The sequence below is a fragment of the Halorubellus amylolyticus genome (assembly GCF_034808145.1).
Taxonomy (GTDB): domain Archaea; phylum Halobacteriota; class Halobacteria; order Halobacteriales; family Natrialbaceae; genus Halorubellus.
Genome location: NZ_JAXHGM010000011.1, coordinates 1 through 20,196, shown reverse-complemented (window position 1 = coordinate 20,196; position 20,196 = coordinate 1). Strand labels below are relative to the sequence as shown.

The window sequence follows — 20,196 nt, the reverse complement described above, 5'->3', positions numbered from 1 at the left end:
GGAGGGTGGGTGGGTGGGGGGAGGGGGGCATCTAGTAGGGGAAGGACTAAGTGACTACTACTGAAACCATACCCGTAAACCAATAATAACCCTGTAATTGTTTGTTTCTAGTCTAGTGGTCTAGACAGCTGTTCCGTTTCTCTAGGTTTAACTAGAATTCCCTCCAACACGTCGGCGTCTTCCGCGTCCGTTATCCGCCACGAGCCTCCCGAGCCGTCCAACCCACCCCTCCCCAACCACGTGTTCCACCCGAAACGAAGGGGTGGGGGGCTCGGACCGTTCCATGTCATCACCCCTCGTCCATCGTGACCCCGAGCAGGTCTGGTTGAATCCAGCCCGAATCGAAGCGTCGGAGCCGGATCGCAGCGTCAAACCTCCACCACCGGCCGTCCGAAGTGACTCCCATCGTTTCTCGTGTACTCTCCTCCCTGCGACTCCTACGACCACACAGTCAGGCCGTCCTCTCGGTCCCGTTGTGCTTTCGGTGGAATCTATTCCTCCCCCGCTCGTCCCATGCCGTTGACATGGCTCGGAGGTACCCGATTCTGTAGGATTTAACTACGTGAAGTAAAGGGGTCATAACGACGCACTCGAAGCGTAGGTGTCTCTGGTAGTAGTCGGTTTCGTCCCCCTCTCGACGGCGTACCGAGAGCGCGTTGCCCATCCCTCCGCCCACCTCTTCTTCCCGTCGAACCTCTCGCGATTATTATCCAAAAACTAACACGTCTGACACAGGCTTAAGTGAATCCAGTGCGGTAGTACGTCCAGACGCACGCAAATCGTCGCGCAAGCACGCGCCGTCGTTCCCCTACGAGCGGGAAGATGCCGCGCGTTTCGACGGCGTCGAGACGACCCCGATTCGGCTCCCACGAGGGTCACCCCGACGCACCCCGTCGACGCGGGCTCGGCGCCCGTCGAACCGCAAGGCGAGAGCCGTGTGCCACACACAGAACCGAACGCGGACGGGAGGATAGACTAGGATGGGACTGCTATCAGGACTCAAAGACAGCCTCCAACGGGTTACGGACAGCCTCTTCTCGGAGGACGAACAGAAGCGTATCGGCATCTACGGTCCGCCGAACGCAGGCAAGACGACACTGGCGAACCGAATCGCGCGAGACTGGACCGGCGACGCGATCGGTCCGGAGAGCCATATCCCCCACGAGACGCGTCGAGCGCGTCGGAAGGAGAACGTGGAGATCGAGCGCAACGGGAAGTCGGTGAGTATCGACATCGTCGACACGCCGGGCGTGACGACGAAGGTGAACTACGAGGAGTTCCTCGATTACGAGATGGAGAAGGACGACGCCGTCCGACGCAGCCGCGAAGCGACGGAGGGTGTCGCGGAGGCGATGCATTGGCTGCGCGAGGACGTCGACGGCGTCATCTACGTGCTCGATTCGACGGAGGACCCGTTCACGCAGGTGAACACGATGCTCATCGGTATCATCGAGAGCCGTGACCTGCCCGTCCTCATCTTCGCGAACAAGATCGACCTGGACGACGCGAGCACGCAACGCATCCGGAACGCGTTCCCGCAGCACGAGACGGTTCCGCTGTCGGCATTGGAGGGTAACAACATGGACGAAGTGTACGACAAGATAGCGGAGTACTTCGGGTGATCGTGGATGCCTGAAGCGAAAGCATCAGATAACGACGGCGTTCAGATCGACCTCATCAGTGCCGAGCGGATGGATGGTCTGGCGAGCATGGAGAAGATCCGGATGATTCTGGACGGCGTTCGCGACGGGAAGATCGTCATCCTCGAGGATGGGTTGTCGCCGGACGAGGAGTCGAAGCTAATCGAGGTGACGATGACGGAGATCAGTCCGGACGAGTTCAACGGGATCGAGATCGAGACGTATCCGCGGTCGTCGACGAGCGATTCGGGGATTCTCGGTCGGATCATGGGGCGTGAGGAGACGTCGAAGCTGACGGTCATCGGGCCTGCGAACCAGATCGAGACGTTGCATAAGGACGAGACGGTGATCAGTGCGCTGGTTTCACGGAAATAATGCCGCATCAGTGCACGGAGTGCGGTCGGACGTTCCCGGATGGGTCCAAGGAGATGCTGTCCGGCTGTCCGGACTGTGGCGGGAACAAGTTCCAGTTCAAGCCGTCGGACGCGGTGGACGTCGACGCTGGTGCTGGTAGCGGTGATTCCGGTAGCGGTGGTGCCGGCGGCGGTGTCGCTGATGGGTCGTCTGGGGGTGGCGATGGTGGTGCGATGAGTCGTGCGAAGGCGACGGTTCGCGACCTGATGGGTCGTGGTGGAGACGATGTGGCGGGGTCGAGCGCTGGCGAGTCAGCGAGTGCTGGTCAGTCCGAGAGTCCCGGTGAGACGCCGAGTGCCGGTGATCGGTCGATGAGCGCGAGTGACGCGTCGACGAGTACGAGTGACGTGTCGGGTGACGATTCGGTCAGCGGGCAGGCGTCGGCTTCGGAGCAGTCGACGCCTGGAGCGTCGAGTACGTCGGTGGAGTCGGGTTCGGCGGAGTCGCCTGTCGGTGGGTCGTCGGTCTCTGGGGGCGCTGGCGAGGATCGAGATCGCGTGACGCCGTCGGAGAGTGGTACGTGGCCGAAGTCGGCGACGGAGGAGTACGATACACCGGCGGAGAAGGCGCGTCGCCGCGAGTCTCGCGAGGAGTCGACCGAGACGACTGGTTCGACGGCGTCCGAGCGGGCCGCTGAGACGTCGAAGTCGCCTCCGGAGACGTCGAAGTCGCCTCCGGAAGCGCGGCAGTCGTCTTCGCGTGCGTCGGAGTCGGCCGCAACTCCGGAATCGGGTGCTGAGGCGGCCGCTGGCGAGTCGATGCAGTCGGACGTTGCTGGTTCTGGTGCGTCCGAGTCGGTGGATGACGACGAGTCGATCGCTGCGCAGATGGGAGATACCGAGGACGACGCGCAGCGGTCGGCGCGGTCGGACGTGGTGTCGCCCGACGAGTTACCGAACCGCGAGTCGGCGGCTTCCGGCGGGGCGCGCGACGATGCGGCGGGTGACGCGTCGTCGGACCGTGTGGACCGGCCGCCGTCGAGTGAGGCGGCGGACGTGAAAGACCGGCCGAGTGCGGGTGACGTGGCGAGCGAGCCGGACGACGAGTCCCCGAACCTGGACGAGCTCCGCGAGGAACTGAACAGCCAGTTCGAGAGCATCAAGGTGCTCGACCCGGGGAAGTACGAGTTGAACCTGATGGAGTTGTACGACCGCGAGGAGTACATCATCTCGCTTCAGGAGGACGGCCGGTACGTCATCGAGGTACCGGAGTCCTGGCGCGGTGACGGGAACCCGGACTGATAGGGAACCCGTGCCCTCGTCGGTCGTTCTGTGGATTCGTCTGCCGCTATGAGACTTTGTCTGCTGCTCTGAGGCTTCGTCTGTTGCTCTCGGATTCTATCCGTCGTTCTACGTCGGTCTCTGTCTCACCGACGACCGACGGAGCACCCCTTCGTTTCACCTGGAGATGCTTATGCTATCGTCGCGTGATGTCGGACCGACGGGTGTCGCGGACGGGAGAGAGCGGAGGCGCGCTTCGAAAACGGTAAGCCCGAGCGGTCGGACGGTCCGTGCATGAGTGACGCTACGAAGATCGTGCTCGTGACCGTCGGTGTGTCGGCCGTGCTCGCGCTCTCGCTGATGGCCGTGACGCTGTCGACGTAATCCGGATGTTCTCAGCGCGCGAGCTCTCACCCGCCGTCGAGCGGGTTCGCGAGGTGCGGTCGCCGGACGCGGTCGTGGTGACCGCGGGGAGTGACTTCGAGACGCTGCCGCCGGCGCAAGCGGAGGACCTCGGACTACTCGTCGACGCGCTCGACCCGATCTCGTGCCCGGAGACGTGGTTGCCGGACGACGCGCCGGCGCTCCTCCGGCGGTTCGCGGGCGGGGACTTCACGGTCGGAATGCCGGGGGACGGGAGCGTGGTGTGGTCGCGCCAGACGTCGCCGCCGGTCGTGCTCGTGAAGCCTCGCGTGGAGGGGTCGCCGGAGTCGTTCGTGGACTTCCTCGTTGCGGAGGCGCTCGTGGAACTGAGCGTCGACGCTCCGGGCGCGCGCGCTGACGTCGAGGGGGCGTCGCTCGCGCCCGAGCAGTTCCTGCCGTTCTTCGGGTCGACGTACCGCGACCTGGCGGCGGCGACGACGCTCGGGCCGAACGCGACGTACCAGCTCGCGAACGCGCTCTACGAGGGCTGGCTCGGGCTGCATACGCGCGACGCGTTCGCGTCGTGGGTGGACGCCGAGGACGAGCGCGCGACGCTGGGCGACGCGTGGGTGGACGCGGGCGAACGACTGGAATCGCGCCTGGACGGGCTGTCGCGGGAGGTGGCGCGTGGCGAGACGGAGTTCGCGGACGCGGCGGAACTGGCGTGTAGCGCCATCAAGCACGGCGTCGACGTGCCGTCGCCGTTCGCGGCGCTCGCGACGGGGGCGTACCGCGAGCGCGGGGCGCCGTTCGCGGTCCGGTGGGCGGAGAAGACGTTCGACGCGCTCGCCGACTGACTGGCTATTCGTCGGGTGCGTCGGGTGCGTCGATACGTTCCAGGACGACGCCGTCCTCGAACCCGCCGCGGTCGGCGGCTTTCTCCCTGGCGCGGTCGACGACCGCTCGCAGCGAGTGGTCGGTCGTCGCGACGAGCGCTTCGAGGACGGCGTGGACGTCCGCGAGCTCGTCGAGCGTCTCCGCATCGTCGACGGGGTCGCTCTCGCTCGCGGCCGCGACGGCGTCGACGACCTCGTCGGCTTCCTCGCGGAGCTTCCGAGCGAGGTAGCGTTCGTACTCGCGACCGTCGACCTGCCGGGTCACGGGGCGGTTGCCGTCCGCGCGGACGACCGCGGGGATGTCGTCGCGGACGAGCTTGTCGTACGCGCCGACGTACTCGGTTCTCCGAGACTCCCGGATATCGGACTCGTCGTTCTGTGAGTCGTGGATACCGGACTCGTCGTTCTGAGAGTCCTGAATTTCGGACTCGTCGCTCGGAGCGTCGTCGTCGGTCATCGAGGAGGGCGTGCGTCGCGGTCAGTCGGTGAGTTCGACGTTCCCGTCGACGTCGAGGTCGACGACGATGTCGAACCGGTCGCGGTAGGCGTCGACGATGGCGTCCTCGTGGACCTCGTCGGAGAGGTGGAAGAGGCCGACGGCGTCGTATTCGGCGAGCAGGTCCAGCAAGCGACCGACTGCTTCTTCGGTGGATTCCTCGCCGGCGTAGTACGCGAGTTCGGTGATGGAGTCGACGCTGACGCGGAGTTTGCCGTCGTGGGCGTCGAGGAAGCGTTCGGTCTGCTCGATGATGCCGTCGAGGTCGTCCGGGGCGGAGACGTAGTGGACGTTGTCGCTGGAGCGCCGACTGTAGCCGCGTTCGACGCTGAGGGTGTCGAGGATGACGGCTTTGTCCTCGTCGACGTCGTAGTAGTCGAGTTTCTGGCGGACCTCGCGGGCGGTGGTGCGCGTGGAGATGACGAGGAATGCGTCGGTGTCGTCTCGGAGGAAGTCGGTGTCGATGCGGTCGGTTTCGCCCGTAGAGGGGTGGACGAGGAGGACGCCTGTCCCACCCGGAATGGTGTCCTCGGTGCCGTCTACGGCGAGCGTGTAGTCCATAGGTGTTGGGGACCGGCGGGACAGACTTAGGCGTTCGGGTGCCTGATTGCGGTTCACTAGCAAGCGTCGGCTGGCGTCGGCTGATGGTTTGGCGTCGGCTGGTGGTTTGGCATCGGTTGGTGGTTTGGCGTCGGCTGGTGGTTCGGGTACGGTGCGCGTAACGGACGGCGACGGGTGCCGGCAGGTCAGAAGACGCTGTCGGCGGTGGCGGCGCCGACGACGCTGAATATCGCGCCGACGGTGACGGCCTTCGCCGTGGCTTCGACGACGTCGAGCATCGGCGGGTCGGGGTCGCCGAGGATGGCGTCGGCGCCGACGAGGAACGTCGACGGTGCGGAGAGCGCGAGGGCGAGGAGGCTCACGGACCCGAACGCGACGAGCATGAGGGAGAGGAAGCGCAGTGGGATTCCCGCGACTTCGGCTTCGCGGTCGGGGTCGCGGTCGTCGTCGGCCTTGTAGAGCGCGCCGTAGCCGATGCCGAAGACGATGCCGACGGTGACGAGTGCGTGCCAGACGGTCATGTTCGAGGCGAGCACCCAGACCTCTTCGGTGACGACGAACGGCCCGGCGAGCAGGAAGCCGCCGACGAGCTGCTGGGCGGTGTCGGCGAACGCGTAGCGTTTCCGTCGGCCAACCATGCCCAATCGGACGTCTGGGGTGTTGAAAAAACCCGCGAGACGCCCTCGCGTGCAGCGGAGTGCGTTCGCGTGCGGATGAGAGTGTTCGTCGGAGGGATCGTGTTCGGTGCCGCGGAGCGAACGGGTTTTGATGCGGGGTCGTGTGGAGTCCAGTATGAGTGTTCGAGAGGAGTTCGATGCGTGGGCGGCGGACGGTCGCGACAAGGGCATGGAGGACCGGCATTGGCATACGGCGAAGCACGCGCTGGCGCGGATGCCCGTGGAGTCAGGGGACGTCGTGCTCGACCTCGGGTGTGGAAGCGGGTACGCGGGGCGTGCGTTGAAGCAGGCGGACGACGCGGGCCGCGTGTACGGCTTGGACGGGTCGCCGGAGATGACGCGGAACGCGCGCGGGTACACTGAGGACGCGGACGTCGGGTTCGTCGTCGGCGACTTCGGGAGTCTGCCGTTCGCGGACGATAGCGTCGACCACGTGTGGTCGATGGAGGCGTTCTACTACGCGAGCGACCCGGTGGAGACCATCGAGGAGGTGCGGCGCGTGCTGAAGCCGGGTGGGTCGTTCTACTGTGCGGTGAACTACTACGAGGAGAACGTGCACAGTCACGGCTGGCAGGACAATATCAGCGTCGAGATGACGCGATGGAGTCGGGACGAGTACCGTGAGGCGTTCCGCGAGGCGGGCCTGTACGTCGCCGAGCAGGACACGATTCCGGACCGTGAGACGGAGATTCCGGACGCCGACGCGTTCCCGACCGAGAACTGGGAGACGCGCGAGGACATGGTGGAGCGGTATCGCGAGCACGGCACGCTCCTCACCGTCGGCATCGCGCCCTGACCGGAATCGCGCCTCGGTCGGTATCGTGCTCTGTCCGGCTTGCGGGAGTGCGTCGTGCCGTGAGTGTCGGGTCGTTTCGAACGCGAAACGTGGCTTCAGGCTGTTGGTCGTCAGTGTCGGGTTCGCTGGAGTCCACGGTCGGCCAGCGACGGGCGCGAACGACCCTCACACGAAACATGTGAGTCCCGTACTGCCCGGCACTGCACCGTCCCTCGTCCTCCCCAGCCGACTCGCGGCCGGTTCCCGACGGTCACCGGCGCGCTCGTCCCTCGCGCGTCTCGCGGTGGCGCCGTCTCGCCCGTCGGCTCGACGACGCCACGGGCTCGCGCGCCGAGCGGATGGCCACGGAATGATTCGTCGTGTGGGTGCTTCGACGAGGCCCCGGGTTCGAGTGGAAACGGGGGCGTCCGCGCTGACGTAGCAATCTGATGCTGGCGCTGACGTAGTGCCGTGAGGCGAGTGCCTGTTCGGACGACACGACGAACGACCGGTGTTTACGTCTCACGTAAACCCCGGCGGCTTGAGGAGATGCGGGTCGCCGACATTCGAAGCGGGCCGATTCCGAACGCGGTGGCGGTGGTGGTTGCTGTGCGGTGGCAGTGGTTGTGCGGTGACTGTGCGGTGGCGGTGGCTGTGCGATGGTTGTGCGGTGGCTGTGCGGTGGCTGTGCGGTTGCGGTGTGGTCGAGCGCACTCACCGAGCGCGAGCGTCGCGAGCGCTCGGCCTTTTTTCATCAACGTTTTTTCAAGCGAGGGTGCGCCGGAGGCGCACCCTCCGCAGAAAAAAGGTTGTTAGTCGTCGCTGGTGGCGGTGTCGGCGTCGGCGGCGGGGGTTGGGTTGTGGGGGACGCTCATGATGATGGCGTCGCCGGAGAGGACGGTGGTTTCGTCGGGGGTGTCGGTGTGGGTGGTGACGGTGGTGTCGACGCGGAGTTGGTCGTTGCCGAGGTCTTCGACAATCTCGACGTGGGCGGTGACGGTCTCGTCGGGGCGGACGGGGGCTTCGAACTGGAGGTCCTGGGAGAGGTAGACGACGTCGCCGTCGAGGCCGGCGAGGGCGGCGGAGAGGACGCCGGCGGAGAGCATGCCGTGGGCGACGCGGCCGTCGAACATGGTGTCTTCGGCGTAGTCGGCGTCGACGTGGATGGGGTTGGTGTCGCCGACGAGGTCGGCGTACGCTTCGATGTCGGTTCTCGTGATGGTCTTCGTGGCGTCGGCGGTGTCGCCGACGGTCGCGACGGGCATGGGTGTGGCTTTCGCTGACGCGCCATTAGCGTGTTGGGTTAACATGTGAATCAGGAGATTCAGGGTGGTCGTGGGTGAGTGTTGAGGTATGCCACGGGTACGGAACGATGGTCTGGAGATCGCGTACGACGTCGCGGGGCCGCCGGATGCGCCGGTCGTCGCGTTCTGTGAGGGTCTCGGGTACGGGCGGTGGATGTGGCGGTTCCAGCGCGAGCGTCTCGAGGGGTATCGGACGATCGCGTTCGACAATCGGGGGACCGGGGAGAGCGACGAGCCGGCGGACAGTGGCGCGTACTCTATCGCGGCGTTCGCGAGCGACTTGGAGGCGGTGCTGTCCGCGGAGGGCGTCGAGGCGGCGCACGTCGTCGGCGCGAGCATGGGTGGGATGACGGCGCAGGCGTACGCACACGAGTACGACCGTGCGAGGTCGCTGACGCTCCTGTGCACGAGTCACGGCGGCGAGGAGTCGGTGCCGATTCCGGAGGAGACGCAGGCGCGGATGTTCCAGGTGCCCGAGGATGCGACCGAGCGCGAGGCGGTCCGGCACAAGATGCGGCCGGCGATGACCGACGGGTTCTGGACAGAGAACCAGGACCTCATCGGGGACATCGTCGACTGGCGCCTCGAGTCGGACGCGAGCGACGCGGCGCGGAACATGCAGGCTGAGGCGGTCCTGGCGTTCGACTCGACGCCGTGGCTCGGGGACGTGGACGTGCCGGCGCTCGTCCTGCACGGGACGGACGACCGCGTGCTCCCCGTGGAGAACGGCCGGCAGGTACACGCGCACCTCCCGGATAGCGCGCTCGAACTCTACGAGGGCGGCGCGCACCTGTTCTTCGTCGAGCAGGCGGACGCGGTGACGGCGGCGCTCCGCGAGCACGTCCAGGGCGTCGAGGCGGCGAACGACTCGGCCGCGGGCACCGAGTCGACCGATTCGACCGACGAGTTCGAGGCATGACGGTGCATTCCCACGGCGGACGGCCGTACGACTGGGTGGGTGACTGGAGTGCGCGCCGCCGACAGCTGTCGCCGGACGCCGTCGGGTTGCGGGACGCGACGACGGGCGAGGCGTTCACGTACCGCGAGTTGGACGAGCGCGCGAACGCGACGGCGCGACTCCTCGCGGCACACGGCGTCACAGCGGACGGCGATGCCGCGGCGCCCGCGCCGAGCGCGGACGAGGTGGGCGAGGCCGCGGTTGGCGGTCGGGTCGCGGTCGTCTCGCGGAACCGCCCGGAACTCGTGGACTTGTTCTTCGCGACGGGGAAGACGGGCGGGGTGCTCGCGCCGCTCAGCCACCGGCTGGCCGAGCGCGAGCTCGCGGAACTGCTCGACGACGTCGCGCCGTCGCTCGTGGTGGTCGAGGACGCGTTCGACGACGACGTCGCGGCGGCGCTCGCGCACGACGCCTGCGACTACGACGGGCCGGTGCTGGGGCTCGGGGACTCGCAGTTCGACTCGTTCGCCGCAGCCGTTCCCGACGACGCGTCGGCGTACGACGCGGCGAGCGTGGGGATGGACGACGCGCACCTGTTCCTGCACACGGGCGGGTCGACGGGGACGCCGAAGGAGACGGTGCTGACCCACGGCGGGCTCGCGTGGAACTCGTTCAACACCATCACGGCGTGGGGGTTGCGGCCGGAGGACGTGACGCCGATGGTGTTCCCGATGTTCCATACGGGCGGGTGGAACGTCCTCACGCTCCCGTGCTTCCATCTGGGTGCGGAGGTCGTCATCGCGCGCGAGTTCGACGCGGAGCAGGTCCTGGATATCGTGGACGCGGACGACGCGACGGTGCTGGTCGCGGTTCCCGCCGTCCTCCGGATGATGACGGAGGCCGACGGCTGGGAGTCCGCGGACCTGTCGACGCTGCGGTTCGCGAAGTCCGGCGGTGGGCCGTGCCGCCAGTCGGTGATGGAGGCGTGGTGGTCGCGTGACGTCGACCTCTCGCAGGGGTACGGGTTGACGGAGTGCGGGCCGAACAACTTCGCGATGCCCGACGGCTGGTCGCGCGAGAAGGCCGACAGCGTGGGCGTTCCGGGGATGCACGTGGACGCGCGCGTCGTCGACGACGACGGCCGTGCGGTCGAGGACGGTACGGTCGGCGAGCTCGAACTCGCGAGCCCGCACGCCGCGGACCGCTACTGGCGGAACCCCGAAGAGTCCCGGGCGACGTTCGGCGCACGCGGAGCGGACCGGGATGCGTACGTCTCCACCGGCGACCTCGCGCGCGTCGACGAGGACGGCTACGTCCACATCGAGGGCCGGAAGAAGGAGATGTTCGTCTCCGGCGGCGAGAACGTCTATCCGGCGGAGGTCGAGGACGTCCTCAGCCAGCACGCGAAGGTCGACGACGTCGTCGTCGTCCCCGTGAGCGACGACACCTGGGGCGAGGTCGGGAAGGCCGTCGTCGAGGGCGACGACTCGCTGACGCTCGACGACCTCGACGCGTTCTGCGACGGGCAGCTCGCGCGGTTCAAGGTACCGAAGGGTCTCGCGTTCGTCGACGAGATGCCGACGAGCGGGCCGTCGAAGATCGACCGGCAGGCGGTCGAGGAGCGGTTCGGCGACGGCGAGTGAGACCCTCGGTGCCGGGATTCAGTTCGAGGAGGCGTACACCATCTCCATCGTGAGTCCGGTCTCGTCCTCGCTGGGGTCCTCGGGGAGCGTCTCGAACTCGCCCGTGAGCGTACTCGCGGTGACGGCGAGCGCGAACGCGTCGAGGAGGTCGTCGTTGGAGAGTTCCGGGGCGTCCCACGTCACGATCTCGTCGCCGGCCGCGCGTAGGTTCTCCAGGAACGTATCGGGCGCGTCGCTGTGCACGGCTTCGAGGGTTCGGACGCGCTCCCAGTGTGCGGCCGCGGGCTGACTCGACTTCGAGAATTGCATGTCCTGGCGGTCGTTGAGCGCCCAGAAGCAGACCTCCGGATGCGCTTCGCGGATGCGGTTCTGCGTGACGCGGACGAGGTGGTCGTTGCGCAGGACGCCATCGACCTCGCGGACGCGATGGGTGATGTTGAACGTCTGTCGCATCAGCCCCTTGTCGGACTTCTCCCTCTGTTTCTCGTTCGCGGACTCGTAGTCGTCTTCGTCCAGAATCTCTCGAATTGGGACGTTGAACACGCTCGATTGCCGGTTCTCGAGGTTTTCGCGAGCCTTCCGTTCGGGGTCGCGGGCAGGGTCCTCGTCCGGGAGGCCTATGGGGACGTCGACGAGGATGGTGGCCTCGTCGCCGTACGTATCGACGAGCCGCCGGAACGCGGAGTCGTCCGCCTCCTCGTCGTCGGCGAAAGACTGTACGCCCTGATACGTCCGATCTGTGTACCTGACCGCGACCCAGCCGTCCGGGGTGGCGTCGACGCCCACGGCGACGTGCTCGGGTGGCATGGCCGGGCGTTCGGGAGCGGTGTGGAAAATCCCCCGGGTCGTCCGTACCGTCACGCCGACCGCAGCTCGACGACCTTGGATACCAAAGCACCCCGCGAATATTGCCGGTCCAGCGGTGTCTCACGAAGAAAACGCTTATGAACGAACAAGTCGATGCTTGTGTAACGGTACCACACGAATCATGATCGACCTCGCGATGGACATGGAGCAGTACGACTGCCCGTTCATCGACACCACCGCCGACCACGACGTCGAGTTCGCGGCCGCACACTGGGAGTTCCATCCGGTCGCGGAGGAACTCGAGTGCCGGATGGTCGTCGAGGGCCCGGACCGCGGCGCGCTCGACAACGGGCTGACGGCGCTCCAGTCCCACGACAACATGCACGACGTCGACCTCCTCGCGAAGCAGGAGGGCGTCGCGCACCTCAAGACCGTGATGGGGGAGACCGACGCGATGGGGACGATCCGCGACAACGACGGCTACATCACGGGCCCGTTCTACATCGCGGACGGCTCGGAGACGTGGCACGTCGGGTTCGACCAGGCGTCGAAGGCCGACGGGACGCTCAGCGAACTCGAGCGCGACAACGAGTTCGACGTCGTCGAGCGCGACGAGGTGACCCTCCCGCAGATGAACGACGTCGTGCAGAACGCGGCGGCGGCGATGACGCTCGTCGACGGCTGCCGCGAGCTCTCCGACGTCGAACGCCAGACCCTCGAATCGGCGGCCAGCGGCGGGTACTTCGAGAGCCCTCGGCAGACGAACCTCGGCGACCTTGCCGAGGAGTTCGACGTCTCCAAGCCCGCGGTCTCGAAGAACCTCCGCCGCGGCGAGCGGAAGATGGTCGAGCGCGTCGTCGACGCGCTCTCGGACCTCGACGACTGACCGCACTCAGAGCGCTCCCGGCGCTCGCGGACATCTCGGCGTTCTGAACCGGATGTCGACGCGTTTCTGCGCTGGATGTTAACACGTTAACGTGGCAGTTCTTGCGGGATGCGAGCATCTACTGATAGTGTCATGAGTCGCGTACACGTGTCACGAAGGAAGATGCTGGGAGCGATCGCCGCGGCGGGCATCGGTGGCGCCGCCGGGTGTACCACGGGGAACGGAACCGAGACCGAGACCGACGGTGACGGCGGCGACGGCGGGGGCGGGTCGACGACGAGCGGGCAGTCGACGACGCAGGCGGACGTCTCCGCGAGCGGGACGGTGAAGATCGGCGTGATGCAGCCGATGAGCGGCGACCTCAAGTACTACGGGATGCAGGGCATCTGGGGATTCCTGTCGGGGCTCGCGTACAAGACCGACACCGACCCGCTGACGGGCGTCTCGGAGGGCACGCAGACAATCGAGGACGGGGACGTGACGTGGGAGCTCGTGTTCCGCGACACGGAGTTCTCCGCGGACAAGGCCCAGACGATCGCGACGAACCTCGCGCAGGACGACGAGGTCGACGCCCTGTTCGGGTGCGCGAGCTCGGCGGCGGCGGGTCGCGTCATCGACACGGTCATCAACACGAACGAGGTCGACATCCCCTACATGGCCGGGCCGGCGGCGTCGGCGAGCATCACGTCCAGCTCGAAGACGTGCTCGCCGCAGGTGTTCCGCGCGAACGAGAACACCGCGATGGACGCGCGCTCGGGCGGGAAGTACGTCGCGGAGGAGACGGACGTCGAGAAGGTGTTCCTGATGGGTGCGGACTACTCGTTCGGGCGTGCGGTCGTCCAGAACTACCGCGACGTCTTGGAGACGAACAACGTGGAGATCGTCGGCGAGCGCTTCGTGCCGCAGGGGTACGACGAGTTCGACGGGTTGTTCCAGCAGGCGGTCGACGCCGGCGCGCAGGGCGTCGTCGGCGGGTTCACGGTCGCGACGCTCCCGAACTTCCTGACGGCGGCGGCGAACTACGACGTGCGCGTGTTCGGTGGATTCGCGACGGAGATCACGAACTCGGTGCTGGGCGGGCTGCTGGAGAACCTGCTCGGTGACGACTTCTCCGCGCAGGGGATGCGTGACGCCGAGATCGGCCCGTTCACGACGCGATATCACTGGAACCAGTACGACAACGAGATCAACTCGTCGTTCGTCGACATGTACACGTCGGCGTACGGGAAGGTCCCGGACCTGTTCACGTCGGGGACGTTCACGGCGGCGTCGTCGTTCCATCAGGCGGTACAGGCGTCGGGGTCGACGGAGGGCGTCGACCTCGTCGACGCGATGACGGGGATGACGGTGACGGATACGCCGAAGGGCGAGAACGGCTACGTCTATCAGGAGTACAACAATCAGGCGCGTTCGGAGATGACGGTCGCGTACCCGGAGCCGACCACCGACGAGTGGTCGGAGTACTGGGGGGCGAGCATCCAGCCGAGCGACCCGGTCGCTCGCGTCGGCAAGGACCTGACGACGATTCCGCGTGGCAGTATCGACTGTTCGCTGTAGGCCATGGGCACGGAACTACTGCGGACGCAGGGCCTCACGAAGCACTTCGGTGGCGTGACGGCGGTCGACGACGTCGAGTTCTCGTTGTCGACCGGCGAGACGGTCGCGCTCATCGGGCCGAACGGCGCGGGGAAGACGACGTTCTTCAACCTCCTGACGGGGTCGTTGTCGCCGTCGGAGGGGAGCGTCGAGTTCCGCGACGGCGGCGAGTGGGTCGACCTCACGTCGTTCGGGACCCACGAGACCGCGCAGGCCGGCATCCACCGCTCGTATCAGGTGACGAATATCTTCCCGACGAGTACGGTCCGGGAGAACGTCCGCGTCGCGGCGCAGGCGCACGGTTCGGACACGCATCGGTTCTGGCGGCACGCGGACAGCCTGGCGGAGTACCACGAGGAGACGACGCGCATCCTCGAACGCGTCGGGCTCGCGGGGCTCGCGGACCGGTCCGCGCAAGCGCTAAGCCACGGCGAGAAGCGGAATCTCGAGCTCGCCATCGCGCTCGCGGGCGACCCGGACCTGCTCCTCCTGGACGAGCCCGCGGCGGGCGTGTCGAGCGAGAGCGTCGACGAGGTCGTCGACCTCATCCGGGACGTCGCTCGGGACCACGCGGTCCTGCTCGTTGAGCACAACATGGACGTCGTGATGGACCTCGCGGACCGCATCACCGTCCTGCATCGCGGCGCGCTCATCGCGGACGGCGAGCCGGAGGCGGTCAGGGCGGACGAGCGCGTCCGCGAGGCGTACCTCGGCGGGTACGGGAGCGACGACGAACCGACCGCCGGCGACCGCGGTGCGGACGGGACCGGCGACGGCGACGGCGAGGACGCCGCGACGGACGGAGGTGTCGCATGAGCGCCGACGACGCCACGGCCGGCGACCGCGCCGACGCCGACGCGACCGGGTCGAGCGTCGCGGCGAGCGCCGACGCGCCGCTGCTCGAACTGGCGGACGTGCACGCGTACTACGACGAGAGTCACGTCCTCGAGGGCGTGAGCCTCACGGTCGAGCGCGGGGAGACGGTCGCGCTCATCGGGCGGAACGGCGTCGGGAAGACGACGACGCTGCGCGCCGCACTGCAGTTGACGCCGCCGCGCGAGGGCACCGTGCGCTTGCGGGGCGAGGACGTCACGGGCGAGCCGACGCACGAGCTCGCCCATCGCGGCGTCGGCTGGATCCCCGAGGACCGGCGGATGTTCGAGGAGCTGACGGTCGCGGAGAACATCGGCGTCGCGGTGAAGGACGCCAGCCGGGTCGACGAGAAGCTGGAGAGCGCGCTCGAGACGTTCCCGGAGCTCCGCGAGCACCGGGACCGGAAGGCGGGAGATCTCTCCGGCGGCCAGCAGCAGATGGTCGCGATCGCGCGCGGCCTCGTCGGCGAGAACGACCTGCTGCTCGTCGACGAGCCGAGCGAGGGGCTCGCCCCGCAGATCGTGCAGACGGTCGCGGACGCCCTGGAGCGCGTCAGCGACGACGCCTCCTTGCTCCTCGTCGAGCAGAACTTCCCGCTCGCGATGGACCTCGCGGACCGCTTCTACCTCGTCGACAACGGCCGCGTCGTCGAGAGTGGGAGCACAGAGGGCGTGACCGCCGACGACGAACGCATCCGGAGGTATCTAGCGTGAGTCTCGAGTTCGCGCTCGCCGTGCAGGCGTTCGTCGCCGCGATGGGCGACGTGCTCGGCGCGCTCCCGGTTGCGAGCGTCGTCGGTGACGTCCTCGGGCTCGTCGAACTCGTCGCGGGCGTCGCCGTCGAAGGCCTCGCGAAGGCGGCGGTGTTCGCGCTCATCGCGGTCGGACTCACGCTCATCTTCGGCCTCATGGGCGTGTTGAACTTCGCGCACGGGTCGTTCACGATCGTCGGCGCGTACGTCGCGGGGCTCGCGATGGTGCTCGTCGTCTCGACCGGCGACGGCATCTTCACGCGGGTCGCGTTGTTCTTCGTCGCGGTCGTCGTCGCGTTCGCGACCGTCGCGGCGCTCGGCGGCGTCATCGAGACGAAGCTCATCCGGCCGCTGTACGACCGGCCGCCGTTCTACCAGATACTGTTGACGTTCGGGCTGACGCTCGTCATCGACGAGGTCGTCCGGATGATCGTGGACTTCTACGGGCTCCAGCCGCGGAGCGCGTGGCAGGAGGCACTCGGCACCAGGCCGGACTGGTTCCGCGAGAACCACGAGTACCTCGGCCTCACCGTGGAGGGCATGGAGCTCTTCCAGATATTCCTCGGCGTCCTCGTCGTCGCCGGCGTCTGGCTGTTCCTCACGCGGACGCGGTACGGGCTGTTCATCCGCGCGGGGAGCGAGGACGCGGAGATGGCCGAGGCGCTCGGCGTCGACGTCCGCCGCGTCTTCACGGTCGTGTTCGGTATCGGTGCCGGCCTGACCGGCGTCGCGGGCGCGCTCCTCATGTGGGACCCCGGCTGGGGTGCGAGCGTCACCGTCGGCGCGGAAGCGCTCCTGCCGGCGTTCGTCGTCGTCATCGTCGGCGGCCTCGGCACGTTCAAGGGAACGGTCGTCGCGGCGCTCGTCGTCGGCCTCGCGGACGCGGCGATGACGTGGGTGTTCCAGAACGTCCTCGTCACGATGTCGTGGCTCCCCGAGGTCGTCGTGTTCGCCATCCTCGTCGGCGTCCTCATCGTGAAACCGCGTGGGCTCTACGGCGTCCAGGAGGTGGGCGGCCATTAGCCTCCCTGCCTCCGGGTCCGACGACGACCCGTCCGACGCCGACGGTGACGGCGCGTCGAGCGCCGACGCCGCTGACGGCGACGTGCCCGCGTCCACGGACGGCGGCGAGACGCCGCCGGCGGACGCCCCGGGCGAGGACGCGGCGGGCGCGACCGGTCCGTCGACGCGGTCCGGTCACGGCCTGCTCGGTGGGACGCTCGCGAACGTCGTCGGCGGCGACTCGGCGTTCGCGCGGTACGCGCGGTCGTCGACCGCGCACGCCGTCGTCCTCGCCGTCCTCGCCATCTACCCGTTCGTGCACGCGTTCTTCACGAACCCGGCGACGTACAACGTCGTCCCAGTCCTGTCGAGTGCGCCCGAGTACTGGTCGCTCTCGGCGGTCGCCGTCCTCCCGAGGGTGGAGACGATGGTCGCGATATTCTACTTCGGGCTGTTCGCCGCGAGCTTCGACTTCATCTCGGGGTACACCGGGTACCTGTCGTTCGGGCACGCGGCGTTCTACGGCGTCGGCGCGTACGGCGTCATCCTCGTCGCGAACGGGAAGATCCCGCTGCTCGGGAGTCAGACGCCGTTCATGGTGACGTTGCTCGTCGTGGCGATCGCCGCGGCGGTGCTCGCCGTGCTCCTCGGCCTCGTCTCGTTCCGGCTGTCCGGCGTGTACTTCGCGATGATCACGCTCGGGTTCAGTCAGATACTGTACGTGCTGTTCGGGTCCTGGGACTTCGTCGGCGAGAACCCGCGGGACGGCGTCGCCGTCCTCTCGCACCCGGAGGGGTTCGAGGTCGGCGTGCCGTTCGTCGACGCGCTGAACCTCCAGATCGGTCAGCTCCAGGGCGACTCCGTGCTGTACGGGCTGGACATGGCGAAGCTCGGCGTCGACTTCCTCGGGTTCATCGACTTCACGGTCGACCTCGGTGGGACTGAGGTGTCGTACTACATGGTCGGCCTGATAGCGGTCCTGGGGTACGCGGCGATGCAGCGCATCATCCACTCGCCGTTCGGGCGCGTGATGATCGCGATTCGCGAGAACGAGGAGCGCGCTCGCGCCATCGGGTACGACGTGTACAAGGTGAAGCTCGCGGCGTTCGCGATGAGCGCGTTCTTCGGTGCGGTCGCCGGCGCGCTGTTCGCGGGCTTCCGGCGGTCGGTGAGTCCGGAGAACTCGCTGTACTTCCTCGTCGCCGGCGACGCCCTCCTCGCCTCCGTCATCGGCGGGTTCGGGACGCTCGCCGGGCCGATTTTCGGGCGGCTCTTCCACATCAGTATCGAGGAGTTCCTGTCGAAGGCCGGGAGCGGCGGCGGGCTGCTGCCGTGGCTCGAACGCAGTCTCGGCGACGCGACGATGACGACGGAGACCGTCGGCGGGGTCACGGTCGGCGAGGCGGTGGACACGTTCCTGAACGGCCACGCGGAGCTGTACGTCGGGCTCGTGTTCGTGCTGTTCGTGCTGTACGTCCCGAACGGCCTGCTCGGCACCATCCGCGCCCGCGTGGGTGGGACCGTCGCCGGGCGGACCGCGGCCCGCATCAAGCGGTGGGCCGACGGGTCCGCGAGCGCGAACGCGGCCGGCGACGCCGACGCGGAGGGCGGGGATGACTGAGGTCTGCCTCACCGGCGTCGGGACGTACGTCCCGGACGGCGTCGTCACGGGCGAGGAGATAGCGGCCGAGTCGGGTATCCCCGAGCACGTCGTCACGGAGAAGATGGGGTTGCGCGAGAAGCGCGTGTGTCCGAGCGACGACGACCACGCGACGGACATGAGCGCGAAGGCGGCTCGGGAGGCACTCGACGACGCCGACGTCGACGCCGAGGGCGTCGACCTCGTGCTCTACCACGGGAGCGAGTTCAAGGACCACGTCGTGTGGTCGGCGGCGGCGAACGTCGCCGAGCGCATCGGCGCGGAGAACGCGTACGCGACCGAGAGCTACACGCTCTGCGCCGGCGCGCCCATCGCCTTGCGGCAGGTCGCCGCACAGATCCGTGCCGGCGACGTGGAGCGTGCGCTCCTCGTCTCGGCGAGCCGCGAGGAGGACCTCGTGGACTACGAGAACGAGCGGTCGTCGTTCATGTTCAACTTCGGGAGCGGCGCGAGCGCGTTCGTCCTCGAAGCCGGTGACGCGACGGCTACGGGGGGTGACGCGACGGCCGCGGATGCCTCGCGTGCGGACGGTGGCGACCCGACAACAGCGATGGACGGCAGCGACGCGACCGCGGGCGCGCCGGCGAGCGAGCGCGCTCGAGCTGTCGTCCGCGGGTCGGCAGCGGTGACCGACGGCTCGTTCTCGATGGACGTCGTGATGCCCGCTGGTGGGTCCAAGCACCCGCCGAGCCGGGAGACCGTCGACGCCGACGAACCGATGCACACGCTCGACGTCCCCGACCCGGACGGCATGAAGGAACGCCTCGGGGACGTGAGCCTCCGGAACTACCTCGACGTTGCCGACGACGCACTCGCGGAGAGCGGGTACGACCGCGACGACCTGGACTTCGTCGCGGTGACGCACATGAAGCGGTCGTTCCACGAGTACCTCCTCTCCGAACTCGGCGTCGACCCAGCGACCGACAGTTACTACCTCGACGAGTACGGCCACGTCCAGAGCGTCGACCAGGCCCTCGCCGTCGAGGAAGCACTCGCCGCCGACCCGCCGCGACTCGAACCCGGCGACACCGTCCTCTTCCTCGCCGCCGGCACCGGATACACGTGGGCGGCGACGGTGCTCGAGTGGACGTGACAGCTACGTGGGCACTGTCTAGCTGAGGCGGTTTGAGTAACGAGCAGGTCGTTGAGTGAATTGGGTGGATTCTCGTAGACCTGCTCAGAGAGATCGAAGACGCGGATTTAGAAGTATTTGGTGGGAACGAACGGACGGCGATGTTGAGGATACCGCTGTCAAAATCAACATCGGGACCCGTTTTCTTTATTATGTCGGATTTATAATCCAAATACTTATTTATTCAACCATGTTTTAATAATCAGGATATCTATTTTAACACTTAGATACTATTACTTAATATAGTTATATATAAATATTTTTGTATGATGGTGTTAAGGTATCAAACATGGTTCAACAACGTAGAACCTTTGTAAGAAATGGATGTGCCTCGTTAGCGGGGCTAATCGGTATCTCGCAGTCGGTTGCTGGTCGATCTGATAATATTCGTTCGACTGACGTTAAAAGTGTCACTGGAACGGTACACGACCCAGTAACTCGTGCTGAAGTTTTGGAACTTATCGAGGAGGCCAACAACTCGTTCGCAAATATTTCCGACAAAAAAGTTGACACAATTGTACCAACGGCACTGTCTAGTTGAGCCAGTTTGAGGAACGAGCAGGTCGTTGAGTGATCTGCCTAGGATGCTCGCAGACCTGCTC

21 protein-coding genes are annotated in these 20,196 nt (G+C 66.9%); 16 read left to right on the top strand and 5 right to left on the bottom strand.

Annotated features, from left to right (window positions below):
* Window positions 1-980 precede the first annotated feature (980 nt).
* From SM754_RS17595 to SM754_RS17575, 5 genes are all read left to right on the top strand, one after another.
* Window positions 981-1,622 carry an Era-like GTP-binding protein gene (locus SM754_RS17595; RefSeq protein ID WP_227134152.1) on the top strand — a complete coding sequence of 214 codons (642 nt, stop codon included), beginning with the start codon at window positions 981-983 and terminating at the stop codon, window positions 1,620-1,622.
* 6 nt (window positions 1,623-1,628) lie between these two features.
* On the top strand, window positions 1,629-2,015 hold the full coding sequence (locus SM754_RS17590; protein ID WP_227134153.1) for a DUF2073 domain-containing protein: 387 nt from the start codon (window positions 1,629-1,631) through the stop codon (window positions 2,013-2,015).
* Entirely contained in the window at window positions 2,015-3,295 is a 1,281-nt protein-coding gene (locus SM754_RS17580) for a Zn-ribbon domain-containing protein (RefSeq protein WP_501993820.1), read from the top strand. The genes SM754_RS17590 and SM754_RS17580 overlap by 1 nt, the downstream gene beginning before the upstream one ends.
* Before the next feature lie 273 nt (window positions 3,296-3,568).
* Window positions 3,569-3,658 carry a hypothetical protein gene (locus SM754_RS20625; protein ID WP_418934292.1) on the top strand — a complete coding sequence of 30 codons (90 nt, stop codon included), beginning with the start codon at window positions 3,569-3,571 and terminating at the stop codon, window positions 3,656-3,658.
* Window positions 3,659-3,663: 5 nt separating this feature from the next.
* Window positions 3,664-4,494 (top strand): DUF7089 family protein, encoded by an 831-nt coding sequence (locus tag SM754_RS17575; RefSeq protein ID WP_323677461.1) that lies wholly within the window; start codon window positions 3,664-3,666, stop codon window positions 4,492-4,494.
* A 4-nt stretch (window positions 4,495-4,498) separates the two neighbouring features.
* Here the strand turns inward: SM754_RS17575 and SM754_RS17570 are convergent, their stop codons facing one another.
* From SM754_RS17570 to SM754_RS17560, 3 genes are all read right to left on the bottom strand, one after another.
* Window positions 4,499-4,990: a nucleoside triphosphate pyrophosphohydrolase gene (locus SM754_RS17570; protein ID WP_323677460.1), complete on the bottom strand. Its 492-nt coding sequence runs from the start codon at window positions 4,988-4,990 to the stop codon at window positions 4,499-4,501.
* A gap of 21 nt (window positions 4,991-5,011) precedes the next feature.
* Window positions 5,012-5,590, bottom strand: coding sequence for a DUF7090 family protein (locus SM754_RS17565; protein WP_323677459.1), 579 nt, complete (start codon window positions 5,588-5,590; stop codon window positions 5,012-5,014).
* A gap of 185 nt (window positions 5,591-5,775) precedes the next feature.
* Entirely contained in the window at window positions 5,776-6,228 is a 453-nt protein-coding gene (locus SM754_RS17560) for a DUF2391 family protein (protein ID WP_323677458.1), read from the bottom strand.
* A gap of 154 nt (window positions 6,229-6,382) precedes the next feature.
* Here SM754_RS17560 and SM754_RS17555 point away from each other — a divergent pair, with 154 nt between their 5' ends.
* A complete protein-coding gene (locus tag SM754_RS17555; RefSeq protein ID WP_323677457.1) occupies window positions 6,383-7,063 on the top strand; it encodes a class I SAM-dependent methyltransferase in 681 nt (226 codons plus the stop codon).
* A 791-nt stretch (window positions 7,064-7,854) separates the two neighbouring features.
* On the opposite strand, the gene SM754_RS17550 is transcribed toward SM754_RS17555, so the two are convergent.
* Entirely contained in the window at window positions 7,855-8,307 is a 453-nt protein-coding gene (locus SM754_RS17550) for a MaoC family dehydratase (protein WP_323677456.1), read from the bottom strand.
* A gap of 88 nt (window positions 8,308-8,395) precedes the next feature.
* Here SM754_RS17550 and SM754_RS17545 point away from each other — a divergent pair, with 88 nt between their 5' ends.
* Complete coding sequence (locus SM754_RS17545) at window positions 8,396-9,265, top strand: alpha/beta fold hydrolase (protein ID WP_323677455.1); 870 nt, start codon at window positions 8,396-8,398, stop codon at window positions 9,263-9,265.
* A complete protein-coding gene (locus SM754_RS17540) occupies window positions 9,262-10,887 on the top strand; it encodes an AMP-binding protein (protein WP_323677454.1) in 1,626 nt (541 codons plus the stop codon). Before SM754_RS17545 ends, SM754_RS17540 begins: the two co-directional genes overlap by 4 nt.
* An 18-nt stretch (window positions 10,888-10,905) precedes the next feature.
* Here the strand turns inward: SM754_RS17540 and SM754_RS17535 are convergent, their stop codons facing one another.
* Window positions 10,906-11,694 carry a DUF429 domain-containing protein gene (locus SM754_RS17535; RefSeq protein ID WP_323677453.1) on the bottom strand — a complete coding sequence of 263 codons (789 nt, stop codon included), beginning with the start codon at window positions 11,692-11,694 and terminating at the stop codon, window positions 10,906-10,908.
* A gap of 181 nt (window positions 11,695-11,875) precedes the next feature.
* Here SM754_RS17535 and SM754_RS17530 point away from each other — a divergent pair, with 181 nt between their 5' ends.
* The 8 genes from SM754_RS17530 to SM754_RS17495 all read left to right on the top strand — a co-directional run bounded on the left by SM754_RS17530 (window position 11,876) and on the right by SM754_RS17495 (window position 20,135).
* On the top strand, window positions 11,876-12,580 hold the full coding sequence (locus SM754_RS17530) for a helix-turn-helix domain-containing protein (protein ID WP_323677452.1): 705 nt from the start codon (window positions 11,876-11,878) through the stop codon (window positions 12,578-12,580).
* Between the two features lie 162 nt (window positions 12,581-12,742).
* Complete coding sequence (locus tag SM754_RS17525) at window positions 12,743-14,137, top strand: ABC transporter substrate-binding protein (RefSeq protein ID WP_323677451.1); 1,395 nt, start codon at window positions 12,743-12,745, stop codon at window positions 14,135-14,137.
* A gap of 3 nt (window positions 14,138-14,140) precedes the next feature.
* A complete protein-coding gene (locus tag SM754_RS17520; RefSeq protein WP_323677450.1) occupies window positions 14,141-14,992 on the top strand; it encodes an ABC transporter ATP-binding protein in 852 nt (283 codons plus the stop codon).
* Complete coding sequence (locus SM754_RS17515) at window positions 14,989-15,762, top strand: ABC transporter ATP-binding protein (protein ID WP_323677449.1); 774 nt, start codon at window positions 14,989-14,991, stop codon at window positions 15,760-15,762. Before SM754_RS17520 ends, SM754_RS17515 begins: the two co-directional genes overlap by 4 nt.
* A gap of 41 nt (window positions 15,763-15,803) precedes the next feature.
* Window positions 15,804-16,823, top strand: a complete 1,020-nt coding sequence (locus tag SM754_RS17510; protein ID WP_323677541.1) for a branched-chain amino acid ABC transporter permease — start codon at window positions 15,804-15,806, stop codon at window positions 16,821-16,823.
* Between the two features lie 406 nt (window positions 16,824-17,229).
* Window positions 17,230-18,423: a branched-chain amino acid ABC transporter permease gene (locus tag SM754_RS17505; RefSeq protein WP_323677540.1), complete on the top strand. Its 1,194-nt coding sequence runs from the start codon at window positions 17,230-17,232 to the stop codon at window positions 18,421-18,423.
* Window positions 18,416-19,555, top strand: coding sequence for a 3-oxoacyl-[acyl-carrier-protein] synthase III C-terminal domain-containing protein (locus SM754_RS17500; RefSeq protein ID WP_323677448.1), 1,140 nt, complete (start codon window positions 18,416-18,418; stop codon window positions 19,553-19,555). The genes SM754_RS17505 and SM754_RS17500 overlap by 8 nt, the downstream gene beginning before the upstream one ends.
* 328 nt (window positions 19,556-19,883) lie before the next feature.
* Complete coding sequence (locus SM754_RS17495; protein ID WP_323677447.1) at window positions 19,884-20,135, top strand: hypothetical protein; 252 nt, start codon at window positions 19,884-19,886, stop codon at window positions 20,133-20,135.
* The last annotated feature ends 61 nt before the right edge of the window (window positions 20,136-20,196 follow it).